General features: G+C 71.0%; 21 protein-coding genes and 2 pseudogenes. 12 read left to right on the top strand and 11 right to left on the bottom strand.

All coding sequences use genetic code 11. The features are described from left to right. Nucleotides 1-11: 11 nt before the first annotated feature. Together AC0KTA_RS20895 and AC0KTA_RS20890 are read right to left on the bottom strand one after the other, a co-directional pair. On the bottom strand, nt 12-875 hold the full coding sequence (locus AC0KTA_RS20895) for an ABC transporter permease (protein ID WP_481049731.1): 864 nt from the start codon (nt 873-875) through the stop codon (nt 12-14). Next, complete coding sequence (locus AC0KTA_RS20890; RefSeq protein ID WP_481049730.1) at nt 872-1,879, bottom strand: ATP-binding cassette domain-containing protein; 1,008 nt, start codon at nt 1,877-1,879, stop codon at nt 872-874. Before AC0KTA_RS20890 ends, AC0KTA_RS20895 begins: the two co-directional genes overlap by 4 nt. Nucleotides 1,880-1,964: 85 nt before the next feature. Between AC0KTA_RS20890 and AC0KTA_RS20885 the strand changes: the two genes are divergently transcribed. Together AC0KTA_RS20885 and AC0KTA_RS20880 are read left to right on the top strand one after the other, a co-directional pair. After that, a complete protein-coding gene (locus tag AC0KTA_RS20885; protein WP_481049729.1) occupies nt 1,965-2,717 on the top strand; it encodes a TetR/AcrR family transcriptional regulator in 753 nt (250 codons plus the stop codon). 31 nt (nt 2,718-2,748) lie between these two features. Further along, entirely contained in the window at nt 2,749-3,180 is a 432-nt protein-coding gene (locus tag AC0KTA_RS20880) for a PPOX class F420-dependent oxidoreductase (RefSeq protein ID WP_481049728.1), read from the top strand. 120 nt (nt 3,181-3,300) lie between these two features. Here AC0KTA_RS20880 and AC0KTA_RS20875 read toward each other — a convergent pair whose 3' ends face one another. Next, entirely contained in the window at nt 3,301-4,320 is a 1,020-nt protein-coding gene (locus tag AC0KTA_RS20875; protein WP_481049727.1) for a TolB-like translocation protein, read from the bottom strand. A 112-nt stretch (nt 4,321-4,432) separates the two neighbouring features. On the opposite strand from AC0KTA_RS20875, the gene AC0KTA_RS20870 reads away from it, so the two are divergent. Further along, nucleotides 4,433-5,113 carry an SGNH/GDSL hydrolase family protein gene (locus AC0KTA_RS20870; RefSeq protein WP_481049726.1) on the top strand — a complete coding sequence of 227 codons (681 nt, stop codon included), beginning with the start codon at nt 4,433-4,435 and terminating at the stop codon, nt 5,111-5,113. Nucleotides 5,114-5,132: 19 nt separating this feature from the next. On the opposite strand, the gene AC0KTA_RS20865 is transcribed toward AC0KTA_RS20870, so the two are convergent. Then, entirely contained in the window at nt 5,133-6,002 is an 870-nt protein-coding gene (locus AC0KTA_RS20865; RefSeq protein WP_481056506.1) for an MBL fold metallo-hydrolase, read from the bottom strand. Nucleotides 6,003-6,185: 183 nt separating this feature from the next. Between AC0KTA_RS20865 and AC0KTA_RS20860 the strand changes: the two genes are divergently transcribed. Beyond that, a complete protein-coding gene (locus tag AC0KTA_RS20860) occupies nt 6,186-7,184 on the top strand; it encodes a cupin domain-containing protein (protein WP_481049725.1) in 999 nt (332 codons plus the stop codon). Nucleotides 7,185-7,290: 106 nt separating this feature from the next. Then, entirely contained in the window at nt 7,291-8,733 is a 1,443-nt protein-coding gene (locus tag AC0KTA_RS20855; RefSeq protein WP_481049724.1) for an FG-GAP-like repeat-containing protein, read from the top strand. Between the two features lie 94 nt (nt 8,734-8,827). Here the strand turns inward: AC0KTA_RS20855 and AC0KTA_RS20850 are convergent, their stop codons facing one another. The 3 genes from AC0KTA_RS20850 to AC0KTA_RS20840 form a co-directional block, all read right to left on the bottom strand. Continuing rightward, nucleotides 8,828-10,447, bottom strand: coding sequence for a carboxylesterase/lipase family protein (locus tag AC0KTA_RS20850; protein ID WP_481049723.1), 1,620 nt, complete (start codon nt 10,445-10,447; stop codon nt 8,828-8,830). Between the two features lie 137 nt (nt 10,448-10,584). Next, entirely contained in the window at nt 10,585-11,535 is a 951-nt protein-coding gene (locus tag AC0KTA_RS20845; RefSeq protein ID WP_481049722.1) for a hypothetical protein, read from the bottom strand. A 106-nt stretch (nt 11,536-11,641) separates the two neighbouring features. After that, nucleotides 11,642-12,061 (bottom strand): hypothetical protein, encoded by a 420-nt coding sequence (locus tag AC0KTA_RS20840; protein ID WP_481049721.1) that lies wholly within the window; start codon nt 12,059-12,061, stop codon nt 11,642-11,644. A gap of 119 nt (nt 12,062-12,180) precedes the next feature. Here AC0KTA_RS20840 and AC0KTA_RS20835 point away from each other — a divergent pair, with 119 nt between their 5' ends. Genes AC0KTA_RS20835 through AC0KTA_RS20825 form a run of 3 tightly spaced genes read left to right on the top strand, consistent with a single transcriptional unit; the run spans nt 12,181 to nt 14,555 of the window. Then, nucleotides 12,181-12,957: a helix-turn-helix domain-containing protein gene (locus tag AC0KTA_RS20835; protein ID WP_481049720.1), complete on the top strand. Its 777-nt coding sequence runs from the start codon at nt 12,181-12,183 to the stop codon at nt 12,955-12,957. Further along, the gene (locus AC0KTA_RS20830) at nt 12,954-13,208 is read left to right on the top strand and encodes a DUF397 domain-containing protein (protein ID WP_481049719.1); all 255 of its coding nucleotides are present in this window, start codon (nt 12,954-12,956) and stop codon (nt 13,206-13,208) included. The genes AC0KTA_RS20835 and AC0KTA_RS20830 overlap by 4 nt, the downstream gene beginning before the upstream one ends. A 48-nt stretch (nt 13,209-13,256) precedes the next feature. After that, nucleotides 13,257-14,555 carry a DUF418 domain-containing protein gene (locus AC0KTA_RS20825; RefSeq protein ID WP_481049718.1) on the top strand — a complete coding sequence of 433 codons (1,299 nt, stop codon included), beginning with the start codon at nt 13,257-13,259 and terminating at the stop codon, nt 14,553-14,555. On the opposite strand, the pseudogene AC0KTA_RS20820 reads toward AC0KTA_RS20825, so the two are convergent. Next, a pseudogene (locus tag AC0KTA_RS20820) lies at nt 14,539-14,769 on the bottom strand (carboxymuconolactone decarboxylase family protein); the annotation flags it as partial. The gene AC0KTA_RS20825 and the pseudogene AC0KTA_RS20820 sit on opposite strands and share 17 nt — an antisense overlap. Before the next feature lie 23 nt (nt 14,770-14,792). Between AC0KTA_RS20820 and AC0KTA_RS20815 the strand changes: the two are divergent. The 3 genes and pseudogenes from AC0KTA_RS20815 to AC0KTA_RS20805 form a co-directional block, all read left to right on the top strand. Beyond that, nucleotides 14,793-15,134, top strand: a pseudogene (locus AC0KTA_RS20815) (MarR family winged helix-turn-helix transcriptional regulator); the annotation flags it as partial. 71 nt (nt 15,135-15,205) lie between these two features. Then, a complete protein-coding gene (locus AC0KTA_RS20810; protein ID WP_481049717.1) occupies nt 15,206-15,796 on the top strand; it encodes a Uma2 family endonuclease in 591 nt (196 codons plus the stop codon). Nucleotides 15,797-15,845: 49 nt separating this feature from the next. Further along, nucleotides 15,846-16,838, top strand: coding sequence for an aldo/keto reductase (locus AC0KTA_RS20805; protein WP_481049716.1), 993 nt, complete (start codon nt 15,846-15,848; stop codon nt 16,836-16,838). Nucleotides 16,839-17,024: 186 nt separating this feature from the next. Here the strand turns inward: AC0KTA_RS20805 and thpR are convergent, their stop codons facing one another. Continuing rightward, entirely contained in the window at nt 17,025-17,615 is a 591-nt protein-coding gene (thpR, locus tag AC0KTA_RS20800; RefSeq protein WP_481049715.1) for an RNA 2',3'-cyclic phosphodiesterase, read from the bottom strand. A 26-nt stretch (nt 17,616-17,641) separates the two neighbouring features. On the opposite strand from thpR, the gene AC0KTA_RS20795 reads away from it, so the two are divergent. Next, nucleotides 17,642-18,202, top strand: a complete 561-nt coding sequence (locus AC0KTA_RS20795; RefSeq protein WP_481056505.1) for an N-acetyltransferase family protein — start codon at nt 17,642-17,644, stop codon at nt 18,200-18,202. Nucleotides 18,203-18,324: 122 nt separating this feature from the next. Here the strand turns inward: AC0KTA_RS20795 and AC0KTA_RS20790 are convergent, their stop codons facing one another. After that, entirely contained in the window at nt 18,325-19,671 is a 1,347-nt protein-coding gene (locus tag AC0KTA_RS20790) for an MFS transporter (RefSeq protein WP_481049714.1), read from the bottom strand. A 158-nt stretch (nt 19,672-19,829) separates the two neighbouring features. Next, nucleotides 19,830-20,267, bottom strand: a complete 438-nt coding sequence (locus AC0KTA_RS20785) for a MarR family winged helix-turn-helix transcriptional regulator (protein WP_481049713.1) — start codon at nt 20,265-20,267, stop codon at nt 19,830-19,832. Nucleotides 20,268-20,421: the final 154 nt, after the last annotated feature.

Below are 20,421 nucleotides of genomic sequence, written 5' to 3'. Positions count from 1 at the left end.
CGTTGCCGGACTCAGCGGCTCAGCCGCTTGAACCTCCGCACCGCCAGCGGCAGGAACACCGCCGTCACCACCAGCGGCCACACCACCGCCATCAGCACCGCGTTCTGCTCGATCCAACTCGAGCCGCCCGCACCGGGGTTGCCGAAGAGTTCGCGGGCCGCCGTGCCCGTGGACGACACCGGGTTCCACGCGGCGATCGGTCCCAGCCAATCCGGCATCAGGGACGGGGCCACGAACACGCTGGAGATCATGGTCAGCGGGAACGCCACCCCGTACAGGCTGCCCGCCGCCTGCGGGGTCGGCACGACCAGGCCGAGCCAGACGCCCACCCAGATCAGGCTGAAGCGGAGAAGGAGCAGGAGGGCGAAGGCGGCCACCGTGTTCAGGACGCCGTTGCCGGGGCGCCAGCCGATCGCGAGGGCCGTCAGCGCGAGGATCGTCAACTCGGCGCAGGCCACGACGAGATCGGACAGACCGCGTCCGGCCGACACCGCCGACGGCGCCATGGGCATGGAACGGAAGCGGTCGATGACGCCCTTGGAGGCGTCCATCGCGACGCCCATCGCGGTGTTCATGAAGCCGAAGGCCATCGTCATCACGAACATGCCGGGCATCAGGAACTGCTTGTAGTCGCCCTCGTTGCCGGGGGTCTTCATGGCCTCGCCGAAGACGAAGCCGTACAGGAGCACGCTGATGATGGGGAAGCCGAGCTGCCAGGCGATGGTGATCGGCTGGCGCTGGAAGTGGGTGAGGTAGCGGCGGGTGATGTTGAGGGTGTCGGCGAGCGCCCAGTGGGCCCGCCCGCGGGTGGGGCCCGCGAGGGCCGGGGACGCTCCGGCCCGCGTTTCGGGCAGCGACGTCGTCGCGTCACTCATGCCGCCGCCTCCGCCTTCTCGTACGTGGCGTACGCGCCGTCCGCGTCGCGGTCCTGTGCGGGCCGGTCCCCCGTCAGCTGCAGGAACACGTCGTCCAGGCTCGGGCGCCGCAGCCCGATGTCCTCGACGGCGATGCCCTCGTCCTGGAGGGTGCGGGCGACGTCGGTCAGCGCGGCGACGCGGTCGGTGACCGCGGCCTGCACGCGCCGTTCCGCGTGCACGGTCTCCGGCGCGCCCTTCGCGACCCGCGCGACGGCCTTCTCGGCGGCCGGCAGGTCGGCGGCCTCGGCGACCACGACCTCCAGGTGGCTGCCGCCGACGGTCGCCTTGAGGCCGTCGGGGGTGTCGTCGGCGATGGCGCGGCCCTGGTCGATGACGGTGATGCGGGAGGCGAGCCGGTCGGCCTCCTCCAGATACTGCGTGGTGAGCAGAACGGTCGTTCCGCCCGTCACCAAGTTGCGTACGGAATCCCAGACTTCGCTGCGGCCGCGCGGGTCGAGGCCGGTCGTCGGCTCGTCCAGGAACAGGACGGACGGGGCGAGGATCATCGAGGCGGCGAGGTCGAGGCGGCGCCGCATGCCGCCGCTGTACTGCCCGGCGCCCTTGTCGGCGGCGGCTTCCAGGCCGAACTGCTCGAGCAGTTCCTGCGCCCGGCGCGCGGCGTTCCGGCCGCCCAGGTGGAACAGGCGGCCGAACATCTCCAGGTTCTGCCGGCCGGTGAGGATCTCGTCCACCGCGGCGTACTGACCGGTGAGGCCGATGCGGGAGCGGACCTGGCGGGCCTCGCGCCCGACGTCCGCGCCGCCGACCGTGGCCCGGCCGCCGTCGAGCCTGATCAGCGTCGCCAGGGCGCGCACCGCCGTGGTCTTGCCCGCGCCGTTCGGCCCGAGCAGGCCGTGCACCGTGCCGTGCTCGACGGTCAGGTCGAAGCCGTCGAGGGCCCGCTTGTCGCCGTACCGCTTCTCCAGGCCGCGGGCGAAGACCGCGTGGTCGCTGCTGCTCACTACCCCTCCAAGTGCGCTGAGTACACCGTACCCAATCGAGAGTACACCGTACCCAGTTTCGCCCCAAGGGCTTATCGTGAGATCCATGGCGACCACGGAGACCAGCGGCAGCGGCGACGTCACACGCAGCCTGGAACTGATGTGGGGCAGCGGCGAGCGCCCCACACGCGGACCCAAACCGGGGCTGACCCTGGAGCGGATCGTCAGCACCGCCGTGCGCCTCGCCGACGCCGAGGGCATCGCCGCGGTGTCCATGCGCCGACTCTCCACGGAGCTCGGCACGGGCACGATGTCGCTGTACCGGTACGTCCCCGGCAAGGCCGAACTGCTCGACCTGATGCTCAACCACGTACAGGCGCCCGGCGAGGAGAGCGCCACGCCCACGGGCCACTGGCGCGCGGCCCTGGAGGCCCACGCGCGCGCGACGTTGGAGCAGCACCGCAAACACCCCTGGCTGCTCCAGGTCAACCAGGCGCGTCCGGTGCTCGGCCCGAGCGTGGTCGAGGGCCTGGAGCGGGTGCTGTCGTTCATCAAGCCGATGGGGCTGCGCGACGTCGAGCTGATCTCCGTGCTGATCGTGATCGAGGGGTACGTCGCCGGGGTCGCGCGCACCCAGGTGCAGGCGGCCCAGGCCGCCGAGGAGACCGAGCTGACGGACGAGGCGTTCTGGGACGCGCAGCGACCGGTCCTGGAGCGGATCATGGAGAGCGGCAAGTATCCGCTGATCGCGGGGCTCTCCGAGGACTCGTTCGGCTCGGAATTCGACCACTTCGAGTTCGGTCTGCAGCGGATCCTGGACGGGCTCGAGGTGCTCGTGGAGCAGCGCGCGCGGAGGTGACAGAGCGGGCGATCAGTGTCTGTATGGAGACATGAATCTGCATGGAGACAGGAAGCCTGCTCCCGCTCCGCCGGCGAGCCCGGAGCTCGCGCGGTTCGTGAAACAGAAGACCGTCCTGCTCACCAGCCACCGCAAGAACGGCAAGGGCGTCGGCACGCCCGTGCACATCGCGGTCGACGGCGACCACGCCTACTTCCGCACCTACGGCCGCGCGGGCAAGGTCAAACGGTTGCGCAACAACCCCGAGATCGAGATCGCCCCCTCGACCCTCGGCGGCAAGCCCACCGGGCCCGAGGTCGCGGCCCGGGTGCGCCTTCTTGAGAAGGGCACCGCGGAGTACCGGCGCGCGGCGAAGCTGATCGCCCGCAAGTACCCGCTGCAGCAGGGCGTCCTCGTACCCCTCACACACAAACTGCGCAGGGACGCGACGCTGCACTACGAGGTACGCCTGACGCAGGAGTAGGCGCCCCGAAAGGGGCGCGGGGCACCCGACTGCGAGCCGAGCCCCGTTGTTTTTAGGGGCGCGGGGAACTGCGCGACCAGCCCCCACCGGGCCGCAGGTCAATCACAAACAGCAGAGCACCTAGCCTTCCCGACGCCGGAACAACCGCTTCAGGCCGAAGAAGGCAAGCAGCACCGCCGCCAGCGCAAGGGCGCCCCCCTTGTACCCGCCGCCGAGCGGGCCGTCGCTGTCGCCGTCGGACGACGAACCGTCGGACGACGAGCCGCCGGGCGACCCGGCACCCTCGACGTCCCGCGGCTCAACATCGCTCTCCTGCCCCTCGGTCCCGAACATCAGCCGACTCCCGTCCGGGCTGAACGCCAGGGACTCCCCCTGCCGCTGGAGCGGCACACTCAACCGCCCCTCGCGCTTGATCTTCCCGCCGGGGCCCTCCCACCGATAGGTGACCCCGCCGAGGTAGCCGCGCAGGGCGAGCTGCTTGCCGTTGGGCGAGAAGGCGCCGTCGGTCGCCCACAGGTCGATGTCGGCGACGCGCTTGAAGACGTTGGTCCCCGAGGTGGACAGCTGCGCGGGCGGCGGGCCCTCGTACAGGCTGCCCTCGCCGTCCTCCTTCTTGTCGGCGATGTAGATCCGCCCGGTCTTCGGGTGGACCATCAGGGACTCGGCGTCGCGCGGGCCGTCGGAGTACTTCACGACGTACTGCTTGGCGCGGATCGACTGGTCCTTGAGCTGTTGCGGCTCGGGCAGCTTGTAGACCCACACGAACGACCACTTGCCGCCGAGGTTGTCGCCGATGTCGCCGACGTACAGCTGGCCGTCGGGCCCCATGGAGATGGCCTCGACGTCACGCGGGGTGCCGACGCCCGTCATGGTGATCGTGGCGACCGTCTTGCCCGTCCTGCTGTCCACCGCGTACAGGAAGGCGCCCTTGTCCTGGTCGTTGTGGGTCCAGTAGATGCCGGGGTGGGCGCGGGAGGCGACGAGTCCGCTGGACTCGGTGATGCGGGGGTCCTTGATGGAGAACCCTTCGTTGCCCGGCTTGTCGTCGGCGCGGGCCGCGGGGGCGGTGAGGGCGAGCACCGTGCACACGGCGACGGCGGTGGCGGCGGCACCGGGGGCAAGGGGCGGAAGCGAACGCATGGCCTCAAGCGTGCCACCCCCGCGGCGCGGCCAGTCCCGGGCCCACACGGCGTGCTCAGCCTCACACGCGGTACGGCGGCCGGAGCCCCCGCGGTGGCGCGATGATGAGCGGATGCTCAGGTTCATGTTCGTCGGCGACTCGATGACCATCGGAAGCGCCGGGGAACACACCTGGCGCTACTGGATGTGGCGCCACCTGTGCGCCACCCACGGCGCCCCCTTCAAGATCGTCGGCCCTCGGGAGACGCTGTACGACAAGGCCACCGAGGCCCCCACGTCGTACGAGTACGCCGAACCCGACTTCCCGCGCCGCCACTTGGCGGGCTGGGGCGAGGGCTGGCAGCACATGGTCCCCCTGATCGGCGACGCCGTCACCGCGCACCGCGCGGACGTCGTCCTCGTCTCCCTCGGCCTGATCGACCTGGGCTTCTACACCAACGCCGAGCAGACCGCCGACAACGTGCGCCGCTTCGTCGCCGAGGCCCGCCGCGCCAACCCGCGCGTGGCCCTCGCCGTGCTGCCCGTCATCCCGAACGTCCGCGCCGCGGACGACCCCGACTTCGCCGCCGAGGTCGACCGCTTCAACGAACTCCTCGCCAAGACGGTCGCCGACCTGGACACGGCCGCCTCCGCGCTGCTCCTGGCCTCGCCGCCGCCCGCGTACGACATCCATCTCGACACGTACGACGGGACGCACCCGAACGAGCACGGCGAGCGGAAGCTGGCGGCGGCGTTCGCGGGGGCAATGTGGGAGGCGTGGGACTTGGGCGGGCCCGCGGACTTCACCATGTAGTCGCGCTAGATAGAGCGTTCTAGCCAGTACGCCACTGTCGTACGGCGAACTTCTCGCCCTCGCGCCGGACTTCGGCCGCGCCCGCGCCGCCGAAGTGTGCGGGCACGAACAACTCCCTCTCGTCGGCGGCCCGTTCGAGCACCCGCCGCCGGCTGACGGCCGCGGCCTTCGGGTCCTCGCAGAGGCAGCTGCTGCACTCCGGCTCCAGGATCTGCACCGGGGTGTGCAGCAGATCGCCCACGAAGACGGCCCGGTCCGTGCCGGAGGCCAGGCGCAGGACGGACGAGCCGGGGGTGTGGCCGGGGGCGGGTTCGAGGGTCAGCTGGCCGTCGATGCGGTACGCGTCCTCCCACAGCTCGGCCTGCCCGGCCCGCAGCACCGGTGCGACGCTGTCCGCGAAGACGTTCCGGTGGTCCTCGCGGCGGCCGCGCTCGGCGGGGTCGCGGGGCGCGGGCAGCGCGGCGGCGCCCTCGGGCGAGAAGCGGGCGTGGTCGGCGGCGGGCATGAGGTAGGTGGCGTTCGGGAACGTGGGCACCCAGTCGTCGCCCTCCGCGCGGGTGTTCCAGCCCACGTGGTCCCCGTGCAGGTGGGTGTTGACGACGACGTCCACGTCCTCGGGGCGCACGCCGACCGCCGCGAGCCGGCCGAGGTAGTCCGTCTCCAGGCCGTGGAAGTGCGGCGAGCCGGGCCGCCGCCGCCCGTTGCCGACACCTGTGTCGACGAGGACCGTACGCCCCTCGCTGCGCAGCACCCAGGTCTGTACGACGCCGACGACCTGGTCGGCCTCCGGCTCCCAGAAGTCCGGCGCCAGCCAACCGGCGTTGGCGTCCCACACCTCGGGCGGACAGCCCGGCACGAGCACCCGCCCGGACCCGAACCGCCCCCGCATCTCCTCGACCCGCAGCACTTCGACGTCCCCCAGCACGAACCGCTCCACGGCGTCCCCTTTTCCCTGGCTGTCCACGACTCTCTACGACTGCACCTCACGGTAGGAAGCGGAGATGAGCGCTTCAATGCCCTGGAGCCTCACTTGGATACGCGAGCGTCTCACCGTCCCGTACGCTCTCTCCACATGGACGTGGTGAGCGACGCGATCTCCGCAGTACGCGTGGGCAGCCCCTCGGCGAACCGGGTGCGGGCGTCCGGGAGCTGGTGCGCCCGGCTGTCCGCGTACGAAGGGGCGGGCTTCCACGTGGTCCTTGCGGGCAGCTGCCAGCTCCTCCTCGACGAGGGGCGCCGCCGGATCCCGCTGGGGCCGGGCGACCTGGTGCTGCTGCCGCACGGCTCGGCGCACCTGCTGGCGGACGCGGGGGCGGAGGGGCCGGTGGCGGCGGAGCGGGCGGTGGACTTCGAGCGGTGGCTGGCGACGCGGCCGACCTCCCTCGGGGCCGAGACCGAGGTCGACGCCGATACCGATGCCGAGGTCGACGCCGACGCGCCCCCGGCCTCCGTCGAGGTCATGTGCGGCAAATACCGCCTGGACCGCGCGCAGGCGCACCCGCTCCTGGCCGAGCTGCCGGACGTGGTGCACCTGCCGGCGCGCCCGGACCGCCACCCCGAACTGCGCGCGGCGCTCGGCCTGTTGGCGCACGAGACACGCGAGACACAGGGGGCGACGGACGGCCGCCCGGGAGGCGACATCGCCGTACCGGGCCTTCTGGACCTGCTCCTCGTCTACTCGATCCGCGCCTGGCTGGCCGACCACGCGGAGGCGGGGACGCCGGGCTGGCCGTGCGCGCTGGGGGACCCGGTGGTGGCGACGGCACTGCGGCTGCTGCACGCGGATCCGGCGCACCCCTGGACGAACGACGCCCTGGCGGCACGCGCGGGCGTCTCGCGCGCGACGCTGGCCCGCAGGTTCACGCCGCTGGTGGGCCGCCCGCCGATGGCGTACCTGAGCTGGTGGCGCGTCACGCGGGCGGCGGCGCTGCTGCGCGAGGGCAAGTCCCCGCTGGACGCCATCGCCCGCCGCGTGGGCTACGGCTCGCCGTACGCGCTGTCGCACGCGTTCAGCAGGGAGTTCGGCACGACGCCGGGACGCTACCGGGCGCGCGCGAACGGCGATCGTTAACCACGTCACACCAACCATCGGGCTCCCCCACTGGTCAACCCAGCACCAGGATCACGGCCGGACACGAACGTCCGGCCCGACACCACACATCTCGGGGGTCTTTCTCTTGCGCAGAACCACCTACGTCACGCGCAGAACCACGTACGTCACGGCTGCCGCCTGTGCCGCCGCGCTGCTGAGCGCCACCGCCCCAGCCCAGGCCGCGCCCGCCGCCCCTGCCCCCGCGAAGGCGGCCGCCGACTTCAACGGCGACGGCTACGCGGACCTGGCCGTCGGAGCGCCCAGCGCCACGGTCAACGGCCACAAGCGGGCCGGACTCGTCTCCATCGTCTACGGCTCCCTGACCGGCCTCCGTTACGACAAGCAGCAGCTCGTCAGCCGTGACACTCCCGGCGTCCCCGGCGAGGCCAAGCCCACCTACTACGGCTGGGGCAGCCAGGCGAGCCACGGCGACCTCGACGGCGACGGCTACGACGACCTGCTGATCAGCGACAGCACCATGCTGGTGCTGTGGGGCGGCAAGGACGGCATCTCCGGAGGCACCGACATTCCCGCCGGCGAGGGCACCGAGCAGTCCCCCGCCTTCCGCTCGGCCTGGCACGGCATCGGCGACGTCAACGGCGACGGCAAGGCCGACATCGTGGGCGCCGCGCAGGTCGGCGCCGGCTTCGGCGACTCCAACTGGGGCCTGGGCTTGCAGTACGGCCCCTTCGACCGCACCACCGGCAAGCCCGCCTCCGCCGAGTTCCGGGACACCAAGGCCGCGGACGGGGTGGCCGTCAGCGGCGCGAAGATCGGGGACATGACCGGCGACGGCATCGACGACGTCGTGGCCATGGGCACCGGCAGGACCCCGTCCGACGGCTTCCAGGCCCGCGTCCTCAAGGGCACCCGCACCGGCCTGGTCCCCGGCGGAAAGATCAACTCCCGGCACGCGGGCTCCTTCGGCGACCTCAACGGCGACGGCTACCAGGACTTCGTCGGCACCCCGCAGGAGTACGACGCCAACAACAGCGGCGCCATCAGCGTCACCTACGGCGGCCCGGACGGCGTGAGCAAGACGCTGCCCGCCCGCGTCTACGACCAGAACAGCCCGGGCGTCCCCGGCGTCGACGAGAAGAACGACCGCTGGGGCGCCGACATGTCCGTCGGCGACGTGGACCGGGACGGCTACGCCGACATCGTGGTCGGGGCGCCCTGGGAGTCCGCCACGGCGGCCGACACGGCCACGTCGGGTGCGATCACCGTCCTGCGCGGCAGCAAGTCCGGCGTCACCACCACCGGCGCCAAGGTCCTCACCCAGAACTCCAAGGGCGTCCCCAGCACCTCCGAGACACAGGACCACTTCGGCGAGGCCGTCACCGTCCTCGACGCCGACAAGAACGGCCACCCCGAGGTCTACGTGGGCGGCAACGGCGAGGACAAGTGGGTCGGCCGCGTCTGGCAGCTCCAGACCGACAGCGCCGGCGTGACCGGCACCGGCGCCAAGAGCTTCAACTTGGGCGGCGGATACGGCTCCGCGCACTTCGGGGAGTACTTCGCCAAGTAGGCGCGTACCGCCCGCGTGCGTGAGCGCCCGGGCGGCACGTCCCTCTGCGTTCTCACGCCCCTGGTGGAACGCCCGCCGATGGCCTCGGCTCACCTCAGCTCAGGGACTTCCAGAAGCCGTAGCGGTGGTTCTTGGCGAAGTCCACCGGGTGGATGCCACCCGGGCCCGAGCCGAGGGACTGCGCGTTCACCGCGGTCGCACTGCCGCGCTTCCAGTCCGCGTCGCCCGTGCGGGCGAAGTCCGACCAGATCCGGATCATCGCGTCGGACAGCTTCTGCTGCTCCGCGGTGAGGGTTTCCCACGCGTCGAGTTCGAAGAGGTACGGGAGCTCGAAGAGATGCCCTGCCCCTGCAGGGAAGGACGACTTCGGGTACATGTCCTGGTCGGCGTACCAAGGAGTCTCGTCCGGCGCGAACTCGTAGGTGTGCACGGGGACATGGGCGGCGAGGGCGCCCGCGGTCCCGACGGTGGGGCGGGCCCACTTGCCGTCGGTCAGGGCCGCCGCGAGCGCCAGAGCCGGGCTGTCGTCGTACGCGACGACGGGGTACCGGGCGGCGACGGCGGCGGCCCGCTCCTTGCCGAACTCCCGCTCCAGAGCGTCGCGGTAGTCGGCTTCGTCGAGGGTGGCGTCCGGGCCGTCGGGGCCGTGCTTCTTGGCCTGCTCCTGGCCGTACACCATGGCCCGTTCCTCTTCGCGGTTGATGCCCTGCAGGACCGGGACCTTGTTGAACTCGCCGGTGGCGAAGGCCTGCTGCGGGGTGCGGGGCAGCAGCTTCCCGCCGTACACGGGCGTGTACTCCGGGCCCCGGCCGAGGGGGTACACCATGTGCTCGGGGTCCGCCGTGCGCCAGTCCCCGACGCCGTTCTCGTCCTCGGCGGCGTCCTTCTCCTCGATGGCGGCGGCGGCCTCCTCCCCCTTCTCCAGGGCTTCCGCCCGGCCGCGTCGGCCCATGTCCGCCGTGCAGGGCGCGCTCTGGGTGATGACCCGGTCGAAGAGACCGGCGGAGGACGGGGCCACCAGGTGGGCGCAGGTGCTGTAGCCGCCCGCGGACTGGCCGAAGAGAGTGACGTTGTCCCGGTCGCCGCCGAACACTGCGGCGTTGCGCTGCACCCAGCGCAGGGCGGCCTGCTGGTCGAGGAAGCCGTAGTTGCCGGACTCGCCGCGCTTCTCCAGGTCGGGGTGGGCCAGATAGCCCAGGGCGCCCAGGCGGTAGTTGACGGTCACCACGATCACGTCGCCCTGGGCGGCCAGGCGCCGCGCGCCCTGGAGGGCACCCTCCCCGTCGTTGTGGTCGCCGCCGTGCAGGAAGACCATCACCGGGCGAGGTCTTGTGGAGACGCCGCGCGGGGTGGTCACGTTGACGCTCAGGCAGTCCTCGTCGTCGGAGAAGCGGCCGGCGGGCGGGATGGCACCGGTCTGCGGGCAGGCGGGCCCCGGCTTGGTGGCGTCCCGGACACCGGCCCACCTCCCGGCGGGCGCGGGGGGCGCCCAGCGGCGCTCCCCCGTGGGCGGGGCGGCGTACGGAACGCCCTCGAAGGTGCGGGTGGTGCCGGTCACCGTGCCGCGCACGACACCCTTGTCGGTCCGCACGTACGTGCCGTGGTGCGCGGACGAGGTGCCGGTGGGCTCCGCCGCCACCGCGGTGGAGGTGAGGCCGAGGGCACCGGCGGCGAGAGTGACGGCGATGGCTGTGTGTGCTGTGCGCTTCAACATGCCGATGACGTTACGGAGTTGGAGTCCGTGCGCCGATCCGGCGAGCCTCCGAGCGAGGGGTGGTGCTGCGTACACCTGAGGCAGCATCCCGGACCGCCGCGTGACCATCACCGACTACCCCGCGGCCATCACCGGGGCTACGAGGCCACCCCCGCCCGAAACCGCTCCCGCCACGGCACGGTCCGCCCCGCACGCACCCCCGCCTGCCCGGCAAGCACCCCCGCCCGCTCCACCCGGCACCGCCCGCACTCCCGCTCCTCCCCCACCCGCCGAAACACGTGCTCATCCCCGGGCCCCTCACACGTCACCAGCGCCCCAGCCCCAACTCCCGCCTCGGACCCGGCCACGGGCACCGCCTCCCCCGCCGCCGGAAGCTTCCGCTCCAGCCGATGCCGTACGAAGCCAGCAGCCGACCGCACGCCCTCCACCGGTAACCCGGCCGTCAGCGCCAGCCTCAGCTCCGCCGCCGACACACCCCGACGCAGCCACTCCGCCGCCGCGTCCGCGAGCCCTCTGGCCTCCCGCACCCCCAGCAGCAACTCCCTGCTGACGTGCCGCAGCGAAAGCAACACCCGTTCCGCCTCCGCGACTTCTGGCTTCACTTCGGGTGGGAGGCGGGAAAGATCTTCCCCCACGTTCTTGTCCGGGTAAGAGCCACCGACCTCCCGACCCCTCGGCCGACCGACCGTCCGTCGCTGCGTACTCGGCGACACCGGTGGCACCGGGGGCTTCGGCAGCTCGGGCGGCTCGGGGCAACCGCCCTCCCGAACCGCCCCCGCCCCCTCACGCGTGAGAGTGACGTTCGCCAGCAACTGGTCCGTGATCCAACGCCCCCGCTCCCCCTGCCAGCGCCACTCGTGCAAGTAGCCGCCGTCAGCCAGGAGTTGCTTGGCCCGCTGGTAGGCCCGTCCCGTGATCCCGAGGCGAGCCGCGTGCTCGCTCAGCGACTTGGCCGACGCGTCCGCGTCCGGGAGCCCCTGCACGTACAGGAGCAGAATCTTCGCGTCGCTGTTCAGGCACGGATGCCGTACGACGTCGTGCGAAGCCTTCGTGTAGCGCCGCGAGGGCGCGATAGCATGCCGAAGCATCCCGATGGACTCCAGATCCACTCGGTGGTGAAGGTCCTCGGGTGGTGTTGCTAGCACCTCCGAGGACCGCCCCATGCGCGCAACTGCACAGAGCGTGATTGCGCGGTCACCGTACCGCAGCCAAGACCCGCTCCACCATTTGTCGCAGCAACTCCCCCTCCACGAACGGCGCTTCCCAGGTCGGCAACGACCGCCAGTCCAGCGGCCAGGTGTTGCCGTCCAGGGCGGGTACGCCGACGAAGGCGACGCCCCGGCTGTCACGGCCCAGGGCCCGGGCGCCACCGCGCCAGACGTGCAGGGCGGCCGTGCCCGCGCGCAGCACGAAGTACATGTTCCGGGCGCCTGCGGCCTCGCGGATGATCGGGCCCGCCTTGAAGTCGGTGAACTGGATGAGTTCGTACGCGACTTGGTCGCCCAGCGCGCCGGGGATCCGGATCGCGTCGAAGTGGATGCCGGTGTGGCGCAGGGCATGGCCGTGGACCGGGATCCAGGGGTGGACGAGGGCGGGGGGATTTTCCAAGTTCATACGGCACATGGTTACGACCGCTCACATACTGTGACCAGGGCCTGGTGAAGGCCGTGCGATGTTGTGCACCTGGGGAGGACGCTGTGCACTCCGGTGAACGAGGTTCGGGGAACCTCAAGATGTTCGGCGCGTTGCTGCGCTTCTTCCGTGAGAGGGCCGGGATGACCCAGGACGGTCTCGGGGCGTACGTGAAGTACTCCAAGTCCCAAGTGGCCATGGTGGAGCGGGGCGAGCGGCCGCCGAAGGGGCAGTTCGTGGAGATCGCGGACGACGTGTTGGGTGCACAAGGTGCACTTCTCGCTGCGGGCGCGAACTTGAAGGTCAGCCGTTTCCCTGCATGGTTCGAGGACTACGCCGACGAGGAGGCGAAGGCAGTCGGCATCTACATGTACGCGAACCACGTGATCTCGGGCTTGCTCCAGACCGAGGCATACGCGCGGGCGATCTTCGGCAGCCACTGCCCTCCCATGGAGGACGAGGAGATCGACGCCCGAGTAGCGGCTCGGCTGGAGCGCCAGCACGTTCTGCGTCGCAAGCCCGCGCCAATGGTCGGCTTCGTTCTGGAAGAGACCACGCTCACCCGCCCGCTCGGTGGCCGACAGGCCCTCAAAGGGCAGCTGGAGAATCTGCTCGACGTCGGGCGCAGGCGCAATGTCGAGATCCAGGTGATGCCGCACGACCGGCAAGTACACGCCGGGCTGGACGGACCGATGATTCTGCTGGAGACCGACGAGCACAAGCACCTCGCCTACGTCGAGGGCCCGAGCGGCAGCTACTTCGTCAGCGAACACCCCGAGCTGGGAAACCTGTTCGCACGGTATGGCATTCTGCGAGCTCAGGCTCTCAGCCCCGAAGAGTCCGCCAAACTCATCGAACAGGTGGCACTGGCCCAATGAGCACCGACCTGAACTGGTTCAAGAGCAGCTACAGCGGCAGCCAAGGCGGGGAATGCCTGGAAGTGGCCTGGTCCTGGACCAGAGCCTCCTACAGCAGCGAGCAGGGCGGTGAATGCCTCGAAGTAGCCCTCCGCCCCACCGCCGTCCACATACGCGACTCCAAGAACCCCGCCGGTCCGACCGTCCACATAAAGCGGGCCACCTGGACCGCCTTCCTCGCCGCACACTCTCCTTCGGGTAGCCGTCCATAGCCATATGGACGATCCCCGCGCCCGGGGGTGATCCCTAGCGTCGATGACATGACGCAACTGCCCACAGGCATCCGCGCCGCCGAGCGCGCCCTCGCGCCGGACCTCGGGCGCGGGCTGATGCTCCTGTTCATCGCGATGTCGAACACGGCGTTCCATCTGTGGAACTCCGAGTACGGGCCGTCCGGCTGGCAGCCGGTGAACGGCTCGTGGCTGGACCACACGGTGCAGTTCGGGATGATCGTGGGCCTGGACCTGCGCATCTACCCACTGTTCGCGTTCCTCTTCGGCTACGGCATGACGCAGATGTACCTGCGCCAGACGGCCGGCGGCACCTCCGAGCGGAAGGCGACCACGCTGCTGCGCAAGCGCAGCCTGTGGATGATCGTCATCGGGTTCGCGCACGCGTGCCTGCTGATGGCGGGGGACATCGTCGGCTACTACGGGCTGATCAGCCTGGCCCTCGGCTGGCTGTTCCTGCGGCGGAGCGACCGCGCGCTGAAGTGGTGGATCGGGATAGCGGCGACCCTGTTCGTGGTGGTGTCGGCGCAATCCGTCATATCGGCGGCGCTGCAGGGCGACTTGGGCTCGCTGGGGGACGCGGGCGCGGACCCGGGCAGTTCGGCGTACGGGGCCGACGAGGAGAGCTGGCTCACGGCGGCGGGCACCCGCATGTCCACCAGCCTCTTCCTGATAGGCGTCGCCGCACCCCTCGTGCTGGTCTCCGGTGGCTGCGTCATCTTCCTGATCGGGTTCTGGGCGGCACGGCGCCGCGTCCTGGAGGAGCCGGGGAAGTACCTGAAGCTGCTCCGCCGCACAGCGGTGCTGGGCATAGCGGTCGGCTGGCTGGGCGCGCTGCCCGCGGCAATGGCCCACGTCGGCTGGCTCGACGTACCGGCGGACGCGGAGAGCGAGACGGGCGCGCTCACCGTCCTGCGCGACGTGACGGGCAACGCGGCCGGTCTCGGGTACGTGGCCCTGGTCGCGTTGTTCGCGCACTGGTGGACGCGGCGGCCGCGTACCCGGGGCGTGAAGGCGGTCACGGCGGTGTCGGCGGTCGGCAAGCGGTCCCTGTCCTGCTACCTCGCCCACTCCCTCCTCTTCGCCCCGCTCCTCGCGGCCTGGGGCCTGGGCCTCGGCGAGCACCTGACGAGCGCGAGCATGGTGCTCGTGGCAGTGGGGGTGTGGCTGGTGACAGTCGCGGGCGCGTACGCCCTGGAGGTGCGGGGGAAGCGCGGGCCCGCCGAGGCGGTGCTGCGGCGCCTCATGTACGGAGGCCGTCGGCAGCGGCAGCTTCGGCCACCGGATGGCGGCCGCCGGCCCGACTCAGAACTCAGACCGCTCGCGTGAGGCGGTTGGCCAGCGTCGACATCGTGTACGTACCGATGCCCATCACCACCTCCAGGGCGTTCCGCTCCGTGTAGCCGTGGCCGAGGAACGCTTTCAGGTCGCCGTCGTCCACACCGCCCGCGCGCTCGACGACCCGGAGCGTGAACTGCCGTACCGCTTCGAGGCGTTCATGCCCCTCGGGCAGCTCCCGGCCCTCCCGGAGCGCCGCCACGAGCCTGCGGTGAACATCCCGTCCCCGCGATGCAAGCCATCGGCGCGGGCGGGACGAGCGCGAGCGAGGTCGGCCGCCGCCTCGGCGTCACCAAGCAGGCGGCCGGCAAGACGGTGGACCGCCTCGTCGCCCTCGGCTACGCCGTACGCGCCGACGACCCCACCGACGCCCGCCGCAAACTGCTCCGCCTCACCCCGCACGGCCTGGACGCCCTGGCCCGCTCGGCGGCGATCTTCGACGAGCTGCGCGCGGAGTGGGCGGCGTCCCTGGGCCCCGAACGGGTGCGGGCCCTGGAGGTCGACCTGCGCACGGTCGTCCCGCCGGAGGCGTTCCGGCTGGACGCGGCGGGGTGGCTGGGCGGGGCGTGACCTTGCCTCCGTGCGTATCGTTGTACTGCGCGGCTGCGGCAATCGGTCGGCGGCCGGGGAGGAGCGCCACAGTGACTGTTCTCGAAGACAGGACCGGGATGGCCGAGATCGCCAACGAGCGAGCCCTGGACGAGATGTTCGAGGCGCTTGAGCGGGAGCCCTTCCTCGAAGGATTCAAGATCGAAATCGTCGAGGGGACCGTCTACATGACGCCGCAGCGGGACGTGCATTGGACGATCACCCGCAATCTCCTCCACGCCCTGGAGGACAGGTTCGGCAGGGCCGTCAGGGTGATGTCGGACGTACGCATCGACTTCCCCGGATACCGAAACGGCCTCTGCCCTGACATCGCCAAGCTGCGCGACGACGCGGAACACAACGCCCGGGGTCGTTGGCGTTACGAGGACATCGAGTTCATCGGCGAGGTGATCTCTCGGGGGACTGCGGCCAATGACTACGGCCCCAAGAAGGCCGTGTACGCAACGGCCGAGATCCCTGTCTACCTGATCGCCGACCCGTACCAGGGCAGAGTCCACATCTACACCCAGCCCAAGGACGGCGCGTACCACGTCGAGACGAAGGCCGACTTCGGCACGGAGATCGACCTCACCCACACCCCCCTCGACCTCACCCTCAACACCGCCGACTTCCCCCGCGACTGACCCAAGCCCCCTTGCCTAGAGCCCACTCTACCCCGTTGGCTAAGCACTCATGAAGTACACGCAGCTGGGACGCACAGGACTCAAGGTCAGCCGCCTCACGCTCGGCACGATGAACTTCGGGCCGCAGACGGGGGAAGCGGAAAGTCACACGATCATGGATGCCGCGCTCGGCGCGGGGATCAACTTCTTCGACACCGCCAACGTGTACGGCTGGGACGAGAACAAGGGCCGCACCGAGGAAATCATCGGCACCTGGTTCGCGCAGGGCGGTGACCGGCGCGACAAGGTCGTGCTCGCCACCAAGGTGTACGGCAACATGGCGGCCGACGGCGCCGCGCCCTGGCCGAACCACGACAAGCTCTCCGCGGTCAACATCCGCCGCTCCGTGGAGGCCTCGCTCAAGCGCCTCCAGACCGACTACATCGACCTCTACCAGTTCCACCACATCGACCGGAACACTCCCTTCGAGGAGATCTGGCAGGCCGTCGACGTCCTCGTCCAGCAGGGCAAGATCCTGTACGCGGGCTCCAGCAACTTCCCCGGCTACAAGATCGCCCAGGCCAACGAGCTGGCCGCCCGCCGCGGCAGCTACGGCCTCGTCAGCGAGCAGTGCCTGTACAACCTCGCCGAGCGCCGCGCCGAGATGGAGGTCCTGCCGGCCGCGCGCGACTACGGCCTCGGCGTCATCCCCTGGTCCCCGCTGCACGGCGGGCTGCTCGGCGGCGTCCTGAAGAAGGAGGTCGAGGGCGGCCGGCGCGCCTCCGGCCGGGCGGCTTCCGCTCTCGCCGACCCCGCGACGCGCGCCCAGATCCAGGCGTACGAGGACCTGCTCGACAAGCACGGCCTGCAGCCCGGCGAGGCGGCCCTGGCCTGGCTGCTCACCCGCCCCGGCATCACAGGACCGATCGTCGGGCCGCGCACCGCGGACCAGCTCGACTCCGCCGTGCGCGCCGTCGAACTGAAGCTGAGCAAGGAAGTACTGCTGTCGCTCGACGAGATCTTCCCCGGCCCCGGCCCGTCCCCGGAGGCCTTCGCCTGGTGACGACGGGTTCACGCCCGTGAGCGCGGGCGGCGGCGGGGCCTCGGCCGACAGTCCGGTCGGCCGATGTCCCGGGCGACAGTCCGGGCGCTAGTTTCCGAGCGCCGCCGCCAGCGCCACCACGACGAACATCAGCACGAGCACGCCGGCCATGATCCGGTTCCTGGTCCTTGGGTTCACACCTTGAGGTTAACCGGCCGCCTCCCGCGCCCCCGCGCCGCCTCCCAGCGCCCACCGCCCCACCACCTCGTACCGCGGCCGCTCCCCCGGCACCCCGCTCGTCGGCAGATTGCTGCGTACGAGGCTCAGCTCGGGCACGGTCCACGGCGTGCTCTCGAACGCGGTGAGCGCCTCGACGTACGGCCGGAAGTCCGCCTCGCCCCGCGACCGCGCGAGCGTCAGGTGCGGACGGTAGGCGCGGTGCTCCTCCATCGTGAGGCCGGCCTTCCGCGCGGCCGCGTCCGCCCGCCCCGCCAGGATCTTCAGCTCGGCCACCGCACCGCCCGCCCCCACCCACAGCGCCCGCCCGCCGAACCGGCCGCCACCGCGCAGCGACAGCGCGAACGGCGCCGTACGCCGCGCCGCCCGCTCCAGGCGCTCGCACAGCCCCGGCAGCACCTCGTCGGACACGTCCGCCATGAACGCCAGCGTGAAGTGCCAGTCCTCCCGCGCCATCCAGCGCACCGAGTCGGCGCCCGGCAGCTTCCTCAACTCGCCCACAAATCGGGCCAATTCCTCCGACACCGGCTCCGGTGGCAGCACCGCCGCAAAGAGTCTCATGCGACTAGCCTGCCGGTATGGACGACATGGATCACGCGAGTTTCGGCCGCACCGGCCGTATCGACGGCACCGACAGCCCCGTACGCATCCGCGCCGCGGGCCCCGCCGACATCCCCCACTTCCTCGGCATCCTCGACAGCGCCGTCGAGCGGCTGGTCTCCCAGGGGCGTACGAAGCAGTGGGGCACGGAGCCGCTGTCGCGGAACCCGAAGGTCGTCGAGATGATCGAGAAGTACGTGGCCGACGGCTCGCCGTGGATAGCCGAGGTGGGCGGTGAACCCGCGGGGATGCTGATGCTGACGGACGGCCCCGGCTCGTACATACCGCCCGTCGACGAGCCCGAGCAGTACGTCCACTACCTGGCCACCGACCACCGCTTCGCGGGCCTGGGCGTGGGCCGCGCCCTCCTGGCCCACGCCGCCGCCGAGACCCGGAGGCAGGGCATCTCCCTCCTCCGGGTCGACTGCTACGCAGGCAACGAGGGCCAGCTGGTCGCGTACTACGAAAGCAACGGCTTCGTACGGACCGAGTCCTTCACGGAGAAGAACGGCACATGGCCGGGCCAGGTGTTGGAGATGCGAATGTAGGCGGCCAGGTGGCGCCCTGAAGGGGCGCGGGGAACTGCGCGACCAGCCCCCACGGGCCGCAGCCCGGGAACAACGAACAGTCCCCCACGCACCGCCCGGCCTGCCCAAGGCCTACGGCCAGCTCACGCCGCGGGCGCCAGCTCTCGCTCCCGGGCAACAAACTCCACGTGGGTGCGGCCCCGCCGCAGATCCACCTTCAACCGGAGGTTCGCGGCACGGGCCAGCATCAGGCCGACCCCCACCGAGGCAAGGGCAACAACAAGCCCACCCACCGCAAAGCTCACGCGCACGCCATACGCATCGGCAAGCCACCCAAAGAGGGGCCCACCCAACGGCGTACCCCCCACGAACACCATCATGAAGAGACTCATCACCCGCCCCCGCATCTCAGGGTCCGTGGCCATCTGCACAGATGAGTTCGCGGTGACGTTGACGGTGAGCCCGATCGCCCCGACGGGCACAAGCAGCGCCGCGAAGACGTACGCGCTCGGCACCGCGGCGACCGCGACAAGGAGCACACCGAAAAGCCCCGCCGCGCCCGCGAGCATCCGCAGCCGCGAGGACCGCCGCCGCGCGGCCAGCAGCGCGCCGATCAGCGACCCGGCCGCCATCAGCGTGGTGAACGCCGCGTACATGCCGGAGCCGCCGTGGAAGACGTCGTCGGCGTACGCGCTCAGCCAGATCGGGAAGTTGAAGCCGAACGTGCCGATGAAGCCGATGAGCACGATCGGCCAGATCAGCTCCGGGTGCCGGGACACATAGTTCAGGCCCTCGCGGAGCTGCCCCTTGCCGCGGCGCGGGGCGAGCGGGCTGCGGGTCAGCTCGCCGGCGCGCATCAGGAGCAGACCGGTGATCGGCGCCAGGAACGACAGGCCGTTGGCGAGGAACGCCCAGCCGGGACCGACCGCGGCCGTGACGACGCCCGCGACGGCCGGTCCGACCAGGCGCGCGGACTGGAAGTTCGCGGAGTTCAGCGAGACGGCGTTGCGGAGCTGGTCGGGGCCGACGAGCTCGGACACGAAGGACTGGCGGGTGGGGTTGTCGACGACGGTCACCAGGCCGGTGAAGAACGCCGTCACGTAGACGTGCCAGACCTCGACATGCCCGGAGAGCGTCATCGCGGCCAGGAACAGGCCGCCGAGGCCCATCGCGCCCTGGGTGACGAAGAGGAGGTTCCGCTTGGCGAAGCGGTCGGCGATGACGCCGCCGTACAGGCCGAAGAGCAGCATCGGCAGGAACTGCATCGCGGTGGTGACACCGACGGCCGCGGACGAGCCGGTGAGGCTGAGCACCAGCCAGTCCTGGGTGATGCGGGCCATCCAGGTGCCGGTGTTGGAGACGACGGCTCCGGCGGCGAAGAGCCGGTAGTTCCGGATCTTCAGGGAGCTGAACATCGACGTCTTGTGGTGGGCGGTCTTGTCGAGGGTGGTTGGTGCGGGGGCGGAGTCTGCTCCGGATCCCGTACTCAAAAGAGCTCGCCTCCTTGGCGGTGGGGCCTGTTAGGGCTCCTTCATGGTCGGTACGGGGTCGCGCACGCGCGCGGCCCCCGAGCGTCGGGGCGCCGCCGGACCGGAGTCCGACGGCACAGGGTGGGCGGGTGGGTGGGCCCGCGGCGGGCCCACGACGGTCAGAGGTGGGCCAGCTTCTCCAGGACGGGCGCGGCGGCGCGCAGCCGCTCCCACTCGTCCTCGTCGAGCTCGGCCGCGAGGTTCGCGAGCCACACGTTCCGCTTGCGTCGGCTCTCCTCGAGCATGGCCTCGGCCCGCTCCGTCTGGGTCACCACCTTCTGGCGGCGGTCCTCGGCGTGCGGCTCGAGCCTGACCAGGCCCTTCGCCTCCAGGAGCGCGACGATGCGGGTCATCGACGGCGGCTGCACATGCTCCTTGCGGGCGAGCTCGCCCGGGGTCGCGCTGCCGCAGCGGGCAAGGGTGCCGAGCACCGACATCTCGGTGGGGCTCAGCGACTCGTCGACCCTCTGGTGCTTGAGTCGACGGGACAGGCGCATCACGGCGGAGCGCAGCGAGTTCACGGCGGCAGCGTTGTCGCCATGGGAGAGGTCCGGCATGTTCATTAGAGTAACTCATTACCCTGTCTAAAGACCACCGGGTTACGGTCCGGGGGCGCCCGGGTTGCCCGTGATCTGGCGCACAGAACCCTTTCGTCACCCAAATGAGTGAGCTGGATTCGGAAAGCCCGGCGTCCCCCACGAGGGGGCGGCG

This window comes from Streptomyces sp. Y309 (assembly GCF_056712025.1).
This window is presented reverse-complemented; position numbering and strand designations above follow the sequence as displayed.